Source organism: Pseudomonas laurentiana, assembly GCF_014648275.1.
Taxonomy (GTDB): Bacteria; Pseudomonadota; Gammaproteobacteria; order Pseudomonadales; family Pseudomonadaceae; genus Aquipseudomonas; species Aquipseudomonas laurentiana.
This window is the reverse complement of the sequence record NZ_BMQU01000007.1, coordinates 210,154-222,731: the sequence shown is the minus strand read 5'-3', so window position 1 is coordinate 222,731 and position 12,578 is coordinate 210,154. Positions and strand designations below refer to the sequence as shown.

Annotated in this window: 8 protein-coding genes; 3 read left to right on the top strand and 5 right to left on the bottom strand. The window is 60.7% G+C overall.

The annotated features are described in order from the left end of the window. Position 1 precedes the first annotated feature (1 nt). Genes IE038_RS09840 through IE038_RS09830 form a run of 3 tightly spaced genes read right to left on the bottom strand, consistent with a single transcriptional unit; the run spans position 2 to position 7,256 of the window. Entirely contained in the window at positions 2-2,710 is a 2,709-nt protein-coding gene (locus IE038_RS09840; RefSeq protein WP_189395531.1) for a putative virulence factor, read from the bottom strand. Further along, on the bottom strand, positions 2,707-5,787 hold the full coding sequence (locus tag IE038_RS09835) for a virulence factor SrfB (RefSeq protein WP_163938187.1): 3,081 nt from the start codon (positions 5,785-5,787) through the stop codon (positions 2,707-2,709). The genes IE038_RS09840 and IE038_RS09835 overlap by 4 nt, the downstream gene beginning before the upstream one ends. A gap of 17 nt (positions 5,788-5,804) precedes the next feature. After that, positions 5,805-7,256 (bottom strand): SrfA family protein, encoded by a 1,452-nt coding sequence (locus IE038_RS09830; RefSeq protein WP_189395530.1) that lies wholly within the window; start codon positions 7,254-7,256, stop codon positions 5,805-5,807. Positions 7,257-7,345: 89 nt separating this feature from the next. On the opposite strand from IE038_RS09830, the gene IE038_RS24475 reads away from it, so the two are divergent. Together IE038_RS24475 and IE038_RS09825 are read left to right on the top strand one after the other, a co-directional pair. Continuing rightward, positions 7,346-7,498, top strand: a complete 153-nt coding sequence (locus IE038_RS24475) for a hypothetical protein (protein WP_163938190.1) — start codon at positions 7,346-7,348, stop codon at positions 7,496-7,498. Between the two features lie 101 nt (positions 7,499-7,599). Beyond that, positions 7,600-8,511, top strand: coding sequence for a hypothetical protein (locus IE038_RS09825; RefSeq protein WP_163938194.1), 912 nt, complete (start codon positions 7,600-7,602; stop codon positions 8,509-8,511). Positions 8,512-8,537: 26 nt separating this feature from the next. Here IE038_RS09825 and IE038_RS09820 read toward each other — a convergent pair whose 3' ends face one another. Further along, positions 8,538-9,932 (bottom strand): NorM family multidrug efflux MATE transporter, encoded by a 1,395-nt coding sequence (locus IE038_RS09820; protein WP_163938197.1) that lies wholly within the window; start codon positions 9,930-9,932, stop codon positions 8,538-8,540. A 157-nt stretch (positions 9,933-10,089) separates the two neighbouring features. Between IE038_RS09820 and IE038_RS09815 the strand changes: the two genes are divergently transcribed. Next, positions 10,090-11,034, top strand: coding sequence for a LysR substrate-binding domain-containing protein (locus tag IE038_RS09815; RefSeq protein WP_163938200.1), 945 nt, complete (start codon positions 10,090-10,092; stop codon positions 11,032-11,034). 80 nt (positions 11,035-11,114) lie between these two features. Here IE038_RS09815 and hglS read toward each other — a convergent pair whose 3' ends face one another. Further along, positions 11,115-12,512 carry a 2-oxoadipate dioxygenase/decarboxylase HglS gene (hglS, locus tag IE038_RS09810; protein WP_189395529.1) on the bottom strand — a complete coding sequence of 466 codons (1,398 nt, stop codon included), beginning with the start codon at positions 12,510-12,512 and terminating at the stop codon, positions 11,115-11,117. Between the last annotated feature and the right edge of the window lie 66 nt (positions 12,513-12,578).

The window sequence follows — 12,578 nt, the reverse complement described above, 5'->3', positions numbered from 1 at the left end:
GTTAACTCGCTTCAAATGTGTTCAGCAGGACGGCCAGTTGGCGTCGCTGCTCGGTGGTAATTTCGGGGTCCGCGCCACTCTTGGCGTTTTCCTGGGTAAGCCAGGCCAGCCCCGACAACCAATCCACCAAATACAGTTGCTCTTGATGCGAGGGCTGTTCAGGCAGCACGGGCAGTTCGCCGACAGCCACCGAGCGGTAGAAGCTGAACAACGGCTCGCGAGCACCCAACAGGCTGTTGGGGCGTGCGCTTACGGGTTTGCTCAGCAGGCCGAACCAGGAGATGAAGTCGCGCATCACCAGTTGCACGGCCAATACCTGACGCTGCACCATCTGATCGCGTCGTGTGCCGCTTTGGGCGCGACGGGTCACGGCTTCGTCCAATTCAGTGAGGAAGCTTGGGCTTCGCACGGCACTGATCAGCTCCTCGGTGAGGCTGTCGACCACGCTTTTGTTCAGCCGCAGGCTATTGAGCAGCAGTGTGCGTGAACCCAGCTCGCGCATATGCTTGATCCAGGCTTTGAGGGCCGCCCGGGCAAAGCGTTGCTCTGAGGTGAGTCGCCGTGTCAGCGGCTTCGCTGGCGCTGCTACTGGCTCTGCGGCGGGGTTGGCAAACAGGTTGCCGAAATTGATCGCAGGGGCCTTGTTGGCCGGGGCCTTGGCGCTATGCTCCGGCTCTTGTTCCGCATCGTCGTCCAGCCCGTCGATGTCATACACACCGCCCAGGTACAGCTCGCGCAATTCGTCGACCGGCAGTTGGAGCTCATGGATCAACTCGCCCAATACATCGGGATCAGCGCCCAGCTGGTTGAGGAGCATCTGCGCCTTTTCGCGCTTCTTCTCCAGCACTTTCTCAAAGTCTTCTTCACGCCAGGCATACAGGCCGTTTTCAAGCAGCTCGGTACGGCACTCTTCCAGTTGTTCTTCGATCCGGGTGAGCTTGAAGTCGATGTTGGCAACGCCCTTGAAGCTGCTGCTGAAACGGCTGATGCCGCCATCATTGAGCTCAAGCATGGCTTTCCAGGCGGTGTCTGGGTCTTTCACGTGACGCTGCACTGAAGGGCTGGCGGCGAAGCACTGGCCCAACTGCTCCAGGCGCTGCGTATGTCGATCAGTGAATGCAGTTTCTTCACCGGTACCCGCGTCACGTTCGATGAAGGCCGTGTCCAGGCGAGGCTTGCGCACCAGGTAGGTGTTGTTGAACGGAGTACTCGACCAGTCCTTCATCCATTCCTGAGTTCCGAAGCGCTCGATCATTGTCAGTTTCATCATGTTCTCGCAGCCTTCGGGCAGTTGCCCTTCGCTCAGGCCGAGTGTGTTGCTGATGAAACCGTCGAGCATGGTCAAGGCCCAGATCAGACCTGGTTCACGCTGGCCGCGCTCTTTCGGTGTACGGCCTTGGGTGCGGTGAATCCAGCGGGTGAGCACAGGACCAACGCTGACCACTTCGCTTTGCTTGAACGAGCTGGTGCAGAGCACCAGGGCATTCATTTGTTGCGAGTCGGTGTAGCGTTCAAACAGGTAGGCCACCTTGCCCCGAAGGATCAGGGTCGAGGCCGGATTGACCTGCTCGACCGCATCCGGGTCGGCCGCGTCCTCGATGCGTAGCAGTTTCTGCCGGGTGCGATAGCCTGGGAAATCGAGCAAGTCGACTTCCTCAACGACCGGGTCTTGCGGCCGATTGATCAGGCGGAAGGTCATCTCGGCGGTCAGCGCGGCGAGTTGGGCGATGCTCAGGCCTACGCTGCTCTGCAGTTTGCCGTCGCACAGTGGCAACACGTTTACCGGCAGGTCACGATTAGTGCCCAGGCGCCCCAGGATATCGACGTTCATGATGCTGTTGGCTTGGGTGTAGACGCCGTTGTCGTCTTTCACCAGTACGCTCAACGGTGCGAACACGGTCTCGGGGAAGCCCATTTTGTGCAGGCCGCCTACCAACTGTTCGTAGACTTCAGTGAGCAGGTGCTGCTCGCCCCACAGCACGGAAAACAGCTTGGCCCGCTGACGGTAGTTCAACCGTGGTGCCAGCTTCATTACGCGCGGCCAGTAAAGCTCACTGAGCTTGCGCACGGACTTTTCGTAATTGCCTTTCAGGTAGTCCCACAGGGCCACCACATCGTCGGCGGTGACCCCAGGCTGTACCTGTTCATGCTCCTGGCCTTCGAAAGCCTTGAGTACATCCTGAATGCGGGCGTCAGTGAAGGCGTAGTCGAGCTTTTCTTGATCAAAGTCCTCGAACCAGGCGTTAGCCAGAATCTTCGCCACTTCGATCTCACTGAACAGCTTCAGCTCTACCGGAAAATTGGCATCGGGGCTCGGTTTGGCCCAGCGACTGAAGCGTGTCACAAGCCCGGTAGCCTCTTTGCCGAGGCCCGTGGGGTTTACGTGCTCGATGAAGTCGAGGGTCTTGCCGCCGAAGTCGGTTTCCAGGCGGCCACGGCTGTCGGCTGCCAAGGCGGAAATCAGGTACGACTTGCCGGCCTGAGACAGGCCGAAGAAGCCGATCACCATCGGCGTGCCTGCCGCGCGTTGCAGGTCTTTGGCCCGGTTGCGTGCCTGGTGCAGCCGGAGGTTGAGGGCATCGCCCTCGGCCTCGACGCTGGCGGCATTGCCGCGCACCTGTTGAATCCACTCCAGCGCCTCGTTCGCACCTTTGTGAACGGCACCCCAGGCACCCATCAGCTGCTGTTGCTTTGGCGTTAGATTACTCATTTTCCTTTGACGTTCCCGCTGTCGAGCCAATAGTCACTGTCACTCAGGCTCATGGTCGGCATGGTGTTGAGTGAGAGCTCAAGATCCCTTTCAAAATCGAAATCGGCATCCTGGATATTCGATTGCAGCTCAGCGATGACCAGCTTGTCGCTGATCAGGCCCTGCTCCAGCAGTTGGTCCGAAGGCTCGTCCACGGCCAGGCGAATACGCAGCACTGGCGTTTCACCGCCCTTGCCGATGGCGCTTGAGAAGTTACGACTGCCTCTGGGGGTAAAGCGCAGTGTGTAGAGTGGCGATGCGGACCAGCGCTCAGCGGCCAGTTGGCGGTAGCCCAGGTGCATGTCGCCGCGCATCTCCAGCCATGGCGTACCGCGTTGTTCACCTTCGCCCACAATCGGCAGTTGAATGCGGCCTTTGTCGGAGGTCAGGTTGTGGTAGAGCACATCACCGTGTTTGATCGTGCCGGCGTTATCAATCTGGCCGAAGTGCTTGATGGTCGAATACGGTTTGAGTGCCGCCGTGCGGAAGTAGAAGTTCGGCACACTGTGCTTGGAGCACAACAGGCAGATCATTGCACCCACCGAGGCGGTACTTTTCGGGTCGTCGATCAGGCCATTTTTGTGGAATGGGTACCAACCGCCAGTGCGGTAGTTCTGCAGCGGCAGAATGCGCCCTGGTGGCAGAGGCAAACGCTGGCGAATGAAGGCTTGAATGCCCGGCAGGCGCGAAGGGCGGCCCGTCAGCAACAGCGCGTCACAGGGGTAGTGGAAGATCACTTCGCACAGTTCGGCGAGGATCTTGGTGATGTTGATCTGGCCACCGAGGAACGCCGTATGCACCTGTTCGAGATCAAAGGCGATAGGGGTTTTCAGCAGGTCCAGGGTGCCATCACGGCCAACATCACGGCGCACGGCGGCATACACGTACTCCAGCACGCTGTCGTTTACCACGGCATCGCCCAGTACTTCTTGCCATGAGCGCTCAACAACCTCCACTGGGGTTTCAGGGTCATACTGCTCATAGGCTTTAAGCAACGCCAGACCCAGCGGCATGAACACCTGCAGGTTGAGCTGCTGACGCAGAATCCGCTCCTGGGCGCTGGCATCGCCGTTGCCGCACAGGCGCGACATCAGGGCATCCGGGGCGTACACCCCGGCGTTCTGCAGTGCCTGCTTGAAACTGGGCAGGATGAACTCTTGAATCACGTCCAGCAGGATATCGTCGCCTGCGATCTTGAATCCGTCGCGGAAACGCTGGTTGGGCACAATGTGCACGTTACTGCCTGTGCCGCCGTTGCTGCCACGGTCCAGGTGGTAGTCGGTGATCACCAGATCTGTGGTGCCGCCACCAATGTCGATGGTGGCCAGGGTGATTTGCTCGGTTTCACTTTTGTCCGGACGCGCCAGGGCTGCGAAAAATTCTTCCGGGTGCCCGGCGAAGTTCTCGTTGACCTCGTTGTACAGGTACACCAGTTGCCCGCAGCTGGCCTCGTCCCATTCAACGCGAATGCTCGGCAGCGGTGTGAGCGGTTTGACCGACTTGTCCTTGAACGGGTTGCTCTCGCCCTCATGCCAGCCAAGGCTCTTCCACACCAGGCCGACGGCCTCGTTCATGCGGTTGTTGAGGATGCTGCGTTCAGCCTGCGGCATGCCTGGCGGTACGGTAAGGGTGATGCTGTTGAGCTGGCGCGGGACCCGCGCATGACCCTGGCGTGAACGCTGGGCCGGGCTGTTGATCTGCGACAGCGCCTGGGTGACCACTTCGGCCAGCATGAACGTCATCAGGCTGCTGCGTGAATAGCGCGGTGTGAACACCGGCATGTCGTTCTTTGGCGGCAGGTACAGCGCCTGGCCGAGGTCGTTGATCAAGTGCGAGAAAGGTGCGGCGGTCGCCAGCGGCTCCTTGTCGGTTTTGACGTACGAGGCGTTGAAGCGCCAGCCATGACCATAGGCCTTCTCATCCCACAGGTAGCGTTTCGGGCTGGACAGACCGGTGGAACCTTCGGTGCCGCGACGGCGGCTGGCCAAGCGTCCGGCCTCGCCGCCTACGCGGGCAATCGTGGCCCACTGGAAGGCATTGTGACGGCCGCTCTTGACCGAAAAATGGTCCTTGCCGAAATAAGCCTGGGCAAACTCGACGCGGCTCTCAAAGGCCTGGTTGTAGATCTTCTCGGGTTCACTGAGGTCGCGCAGCTCCAGCACATAGTTGTGCTTCATGCCCGAACCCGACTGGCCATGATCTTCAATCAGAATGCCGCAGGTGCGCGAGTTACCGACGTCCAGCACCAGGTCCACCGGAATCGGACGCACGACGCCCAGGGCGTCATTGGCGACGACCTTGATCTCGGGGATCTCGACCTTGGGCTTCTCTGTGCTCTGCTCGGCAGGTGTCGGGCGGCGCAGCAAGCTCAGCAGGTTCAGGTAATGCCCGAGGTGGCGGTTGCCCTTGAGGTCTTTGTCCAGGCGCTCGCGGGTCCAGTCTGCACGGGCTTCGGCGTACAGCTCACTGAGCCATTCGCGGATCCAGCTGTGAGTCAGGAACCAGCCGTACTCACGGGCGCTGCAGGCGATCTTGAAGGCTACACCGGAGCGCACGTCTTCTTCGTTTGGCGCCAGGTAGGCGGTGCCGCTGACGGACGGCATGATACGGCTATCAAAGGCCAGCGTGAGACGGTGCGTATTGCCGTCGATATCGGGCTCGGCCAGTTTGACCAAGCGCATCCGCGACCAGTTGTTCGGCCCCTCGTCGAAGCGATAGGGCGGCATGAAGCGCAGAAACGGAATGGGCAGCCAGATACCGTCAAACAGTTTCAGGCTCTCTTCCATACTCAGCCGGAAGTGGTTGTCTTCGCTGGAATCGAACTCTACCGGCACGACTTTGTCGGGCTCCGGTTCGTAGAAATCCTTGTATTCCTTGGACCACAACAGGCGCGTAGGCACCAGGCCGTTGTTGAGCTGCACGAATTTGCCGGCTTGCTCGCCATCCGGGCCCAGGCGCAGGGCGAAGTCCATAAACTGAATGCCGGTATCGCTGATCAGCGTGACCGTTTCTTCGAACTGGGTGATTTCAGGCAACATCTTCTGCGCTTCTCGTGTTATTGGCCGGCTTGCTTCATCAGCATCGGGAACGCTTCGGTGCCGTAGCTACCGCTGCAGTCGGCGATGTGCTTGGCGCCTGGTTTGCAGTTCACTTGGGGCAGGTCATAGCTGCTGCCATCGGCACAGGCGGCCTGACCATCGCTATTGATCGACAGATTGCCGCCGTTCATTGCCGCGACCACCGGGGCGCTGCAGCGCACGCCGTCGGAGCGGCTGACCGTGGCGTTACCCTTGCCGTCCTGGAAGTCATACTTCAGGCGCAGCGGCTTACCGGTGCCGACCTCCTGGATGCCGGCACCGCTCCAGTCGCCGTTGAGGAAGTTGGCTGTGCCGTCTGCGGCATCTGCGGGAATACTCAATAACGGCGAAGGCTGGGTGCCCTCCACAAGCGCTGGCGGTTGTGTCGACGAGGCGTTGGCTGGGCCACCTGCGCTTGCGGGCGGCGTTTGCGCCGCACCGGCGGGCGCCTCGTTTGGCGCTGCTGGCGGTGTAGTGGTGGGCTCCGGCGCGGTGTTGGCGGCAGGATCTGTACCGGCACCCTCGTTGGCTGGCGCCGCTACGCTACCTGGCGCGGTAGTCGGCGTGCCCGCTGCGCTACCGGAAACGTTCAGCCCGCTACCTGGTAAGGCTGCGCCGCCAGGCAGGGTGACGCCGGGTTGCCCGCTCAAGTAGGGCGTATTCATAGACGGCACTTCAACCTGCGGCATACCCGGCAAACCTGGCAGCGTAGCGTTGGGCAGGCAGCCACGCAGGCCAAACAGCAGCAACAGCAGGAGCAACAGCAACAACGGCAGTAGCCACCACCAGCGGCGCCACCAGGAGGGTTTGGCTGCCTGGCTGAGCAACGGCGCTGCGGCGGGTGCTGCCAGCGGTGCGACCGGTGCGGGCGGCACGAGTGGTGCCGGTTCGGCAACTTTGGCTGTGCTTGGGTAGAGGCAGTGCAGTGGCTGGCGGCTGCGCTCGGCACCGGCGTGGACGAAGCCCCAGAACGTCAGGACTGGCCGACCATCCACCAAGTACACGAAATTTTCGTCGGGGAACGGCACCACGCAGGTCAGCAGCTTGCCGAATACCGTCCGATCACCCTGGGCGCCTGGCTTGCTGCCGGGAAGCGGCTGACCATTGGCATCCAGGCCCAGCAGGTCATTGCTGAGCTCATCGATCTTGCGCTGCAGCACTTCCAGTTGCGCACGGGCGGGCCCCCGTTCTTCTTCGGTGGCGCTGCTCCAGGGGATGACATCACCCGGCCGATCGCTGTACCAGTCGATGGTACTGCCGCGCTCGTCGGTTTGCGGAATGGCGAGGTGCTCGACCAACTCAGGTTGGCCGGGGTTCTTGCGGCGGATGGCCTCGCGCAATTGCAGCGCTGCCCGGTACACCGGTTGGCCTGTTTCTCCTAGTGCGGTGAAATCTTCACTTTTGCCGCTACGTAGCAGTACTCCGCGCATCATCCCTACCTTGGTCACTCATCCATAAGTATTGAGTGCCTCCATTGCTGGCACCCAAAAAGTGCAGCCACACTAACGGCAAACTCGACATGCCGTCAATTCAAATGGGTGGCAATGTGCTATTGGCTTGTCTAATGGGTGAACCTTCGCTGGAAGGCACGGTTTTCGTGGCTTGGCGCACACCGACAGTGCGTCAGCCTGATCGTGTGGCGCGGATCGCCGCGGTCCATGAGTACCTGTAGACTGCCCGGCATACCCTCAGGTTGACGGTTACGGTTGACCGGTTGCCAGGTCGTCTGTGGACGGCCTTTTCATTGATGAAGAGTTAAAAAAGGGATAGACGATGAGTCTCTGGGATGAGCTGAAGCAAAAAGCCGTCAACGCCAACCCTGAACTGGCCGCCAAGGCTGCTCAGGCACTGAACAAAGCCAAGGATCTCGCTGTTGAAGCAGGGCAGAAGGCCGCGCCGGTGCTGAAAGAAGCTGGTGAAAAGGCTGCGGCCTATGCTCAGGAAAAAACACCGGTACTGAAGGCTCAAGCACTCAAGGCCATTGATGATGCCAAGGTCCGGCGCGCCGAGCTTCAAGAGCAGGCCAAGCACGACAAGGCAGCCCGCGATGAAATGATCCGGACCATGTACGACATCAGCTTGTCACCCGAAGAGGTGAACTTCATCGACGAACCGTTCAACCACTATGGGCGTCAGTTCTACTTCTTTGTCGTGACCGGGCGGGTACTGGACACCCAGAAGCGCAATCAGGTGCACTTGGCTGCCGGCCACTCGCATCATTCCAGCGGTGGTTATCTCATTAATGGCTACGGCTCGACCGGGAGTAGCTCGTCATCGTCCTACGTCAGCAGCCGTAACGTGCAAGAGCACGAGTTCTGGGTGAAGTTGCGCGATGGTAAAGAGGCCTGCTTCCAGTTCGCCGACAAGGCGGTTCGGATACGCGAAGGCCAGGACATTACCATGCTGTTTGCTCGACCAGCGGAGAGCCAGACCGGCGAAATGGTTGCGCTCTACAACCACAGCTCCGCTGAAAACTTCATCATCGCCGCACCGGCGGAGATCAATCAGATGTTCAACATCTATACGGTTGAGCCCGGTTTCTTCAACAAGAGCGAAGTACTGAGCACACGCAATCGGCTGCTGCTTGAGCTGGAGCGGCGCCTGCAGCAACTTGGCACTTATTCGGCCATACATGGTAAAGCGGCAATTCAGGCCCAGGCTATCGAAGGCGAGCACGAAGCCTGAGTATTGCCCCGCATGAGGCCGCCCGTTCAGACAGTATCTGCACCACGGCCAAGGCGGGTTTCTACCGGTGCCCCCAGCATGCGTTTCATCCGCCACTCAAATGCCAGGGTCAGGCAGATCGCGGCGCATGCCAGCCCCAGTGCCAGGCCCCACCAGACACCGACGGCACCGCCGTCGAGTGGGAAGGCGAACAGCCAGGCGGCGGGTGCACCAATCAGCCAATAGCAGACAAAGCCGATCAGGAAGGTAGTCTTGGCGTCCTTCAGGCCGCGGATCGAACCCATGGCAATGGTCTGGGTGCCATCGAACAGCTCGAACCAGGCGGCAACCATCAGCAGGCTGACCGCCAGTTGAATGACCTCGGCAAACGCCGGGTCACCCTGGTCGAGGAACAGTCCGATCAAGGCCTCTGGCAGCAGCCAGAACAACACCGCAAACGCCAGCATCAGCGAGGCACCAAAACCGATCCCGACCCGGCCGGCATGCCGTGCAGCAAGCAGGTTATCGGCACCAAAATGCAGGCCGACCCGCATGGTCACGGCATAGGACAAGCCCGCTGGGATCATGAAGGCGGTCGACACGATCTGCAGGGCAATCTGATGCGCTGCCAGCTCGGTACTGCCCATGGTGCCCATGCACAGCGCCGCAAAGGCGAACAGCCCGACCTCTACCGTGTAGGTGCCGCCAATCGGCAGGCCAAGCCGCCACAACTCGCTCAAGGCAGGCCAGGATGGTCGGCTCAGCCGGTGACGGATGGCATAGGCGTCATAGGCCGGGTGCCAATGAATATGCAGGGCCAGCGCCACCGCCATGCCAGTGGCGACGATGGCCGTGACCAACCCGATCCCTACCAGCCCGAGTTTTGGCAGGCCAAAGAGGCCTTCGATCAGCGCATAGTTGAGCAGGAAGTTGAGCACGGTACCGACCAGGCTGATGACCATCACCGGCGCCGAACGCCCCAACGCACTGGTAAAGCCGCGCAAGGCCATAAAGGTCAGGTAGCCGGGCAGGGCAAAGGGCAACAACAGCAGGAACTGGCTGGCTGCCTTGACGTTGTCTGGTGTCTGGCCAAGCAGCAACAGCACTGGCGACAGGTTCCACAGCACCAATGCGGCAACCAGCGCCATGACCCAACCGAGCCACAAGCCCGCCTGGGTCAGGCGCGTGGCGCCTTCGGTATCGCCAGAACCTTTGCGAATGGCAACCAACGTGCCGACTGCGGCAATCACGCCCAGACAGAAAATCGACACAAAGGAATAGCTGGCTGCGCCGAGCCCACCACCGGCCAGGGCTTGTGGGCTAATCCTGGCCATCATCAGGGTGTCGGTGAGCAGCATCAGCATGTGTGCCAACTGAGAGGCAATCAGCGGCCCGGCCAGCCGTAGCAACGCCTTGAGTTCTTTAGATGGCACGGCTTGCATGGTGATCGTCCTGGTCGCGAGCAAGGTAAGGTGAAGCCATTGATTCTCGTGCTTTGGACGATGTTGCACAAAAGGATAATAACGATCATTGGCATGATTAAAACTCATGCGAGTAAGATCACTCATCACGTATTGGGGCGTTGTCGGGAGTAGGGTCATGTCAGGTCGTTTACCGCCGCTGTATGCACTGCGTGCGTTCGAGGCGGCAGCCCGCCATAGCTCGTTCACCCGGGCGGCACAGGAACTCTCGATCACCCAGAGTGCCGTCAGTCGACACATTCGTACGCTGGAGGATCACTTCGCTTGTCGGCTGTTTGTGCGCAATGGCCGCACGTTGCAGTTGAGTGAAGCCGCCCGATTACTGTTGCCTGGCGTGCGTGAGGGGTTCGCCGCGCTGGAGCGCGCCTGCAACACACTGCGCACGGAAGACGACATCCTGCGCATGAAAGCACCATCGACCCTCACCATGCGTTGGCTACTGGCCCGCCTGAGCCGCTTCCGCCATTTGCAACCCGGCAACGAGGTGCAACTGACCAGCGCCTGGATGGATGTCGATCATGTGGATTTCAATCAGGAGCCGTTCGATTGTGCCGTGCTGTTGAGTGATGGGCGTTTCCCTCCGGACTGGGAAGTCAGTCGGCTGTTCTCCGAGCTGCTGGTGCCGGTCGGTGCGCCCGGGCTGCTCAATGAGGGCCCCTGGGACGTGCAGCGTCTGGCATCGGTGGAGCTGTTGCACCCGACCCCGGATAAGCGCGACTGGCGCAGTTGGCTGGCCTGCATGCACCTTACCGAGCAGATCTCGCTCAAGGGGGGCCAGGTCTTCGACACACTGGAGTTGGGCATGATCGCTGCAGCGCGTGGTTATGGCGTATCGATGGGCGACCTGCTGATGGTGGCCGAGGATGTGGCTCAAGGACGCTTGAGTCTGCCGTGGCCGACGGCGGTGGCCAGTGGTCTGGATTACTACCTGGTATGGCCAAAGACTCGCCCCGGTGGCGAGCGGCTGCGGCGGCTCAGCGATTTTCTGCAACATGAAGCCCGCGTCATGAACCTGCCGGATGTGCAGGTACTGAATGCGCGTGAAGCGACGCCGCCAGGCTGACCAGCATCGCTGGCAAGTCTGCCCCCGCGAATCCCGTACCTAGGCGGTCTTCGTGGGGGTAGACAAGGCTGTTCAGCGGCTTACAACGAGGTCAGGTTCAACGCTTCGGCACACGCCTGCAGCGAGCGACGCTCACTCTGTGCGTACAGCGCCAATTCATCCTGGACCGACTTGCCCAACGCCTGTTCAAACGCGTCGCGGTTGGCGTTGCTGCCGTACTGGCTATGGCTGTCATCACCCAGATTGGACTGGAAGATGCCTGCGGCACTGACCGGCAGGAAGTCCTCGTAGACCAGCGCTTCAAAGTGAATGTGCCCGGCTTCGATCAACGCGTCCAGCGAGGTCGGTCGTTGCGCGGCGTCACGTGCGGCCATGCCCTGTTTAGTCGGGAAGTAGCGGAAGTAGGCCAGGCCTTGTTGACGCATTTGCCCCAAATCGTCCGGGAAGGCCTGGAACTGTTCTGCCAACAGGCTCATGTAGCGCTCAGCGTTCGCTTCTGCGGGGACACCGCCCAGGCGTTCGCGTGTGGCATCGAGCAGGTGGTCATACAGTGCACGCCCTTTGGGTGTCAGTGCGGCGCCGCGTTGTTCAATTTCACCGAAGCGGGCGGTATGGCTGCCACCCGCCGTGGCGTCCTGGTCACTAAAGGCAACCTGCTCCTGAAGAGCCTTGAAGCTGGTCTGGCGCAGCAGGATCGGGCAGCGCCGACGGGGTGGGCCTTCGATGACCGCCTTGGGTGGAATGCCCTTGGCAGGCATGCCGACCTGAATGGCATCGATGTCCAGTGTGCGCGGGGTCAGGTGGTTGATGTGCGGGCCTTTGAAGGCCACCACATCGGCGATCAAGCGGTGTTGATCATGCAACTGACGGTACTGCTCGGCGGTGACCGTGGCGGTGTTGTGCCAGCGGAAGGTATGCAGTGCCTGCTCGACAAACTCGCGGGCATCGACTTCGTTCAGACCACCATCACGCTCGAACTGCTCGATCAGGCTCAGCGCACGTGGGGTGAAGATCTGCCGTTTGGCGAGGATGCCGCGGGCCAGTTCGCGCAACTCCGGATTGTCGATCAGTTCCAGGCGCAGCAACGAGGTAAAGACGCGGAACGGGCTGACATGCAGCGACTGTTCGTGGACGGCCCGGAAAGCTGTGGAGTGCACCGGCACACCGGCGGGGCTGAGGTCGTAGTAGCCCACCGGTTGCATGCCCATGACCGCAAACAGACGACCAATGGTGGCCAGCTCTTCAGCCGTGCCCACGCGGATGGCGCCGTGGCGCTCCTGGTCGAGGCGTTCGATTTCGCCGGTCCAGCGCAGGGCTTCGGCGATGTCGGGATGCTGTTGCATCACCTGGTGATTGGTCTCGCTCACCAACTCCAGCAGCGTGCCGTACAACGGCACCTCCTGCTTGTACATCTGCGACATGGCGGCCGAGAACTGTGCGCGAATACTATCCGGGCTGACGAAATCTTGAGCGGTCATCGAAAGCTTCCTGGTGAAAAGTGCAGGCTTACATGAAAGCGAGGAATGCTGTTCCGACACAAGCGA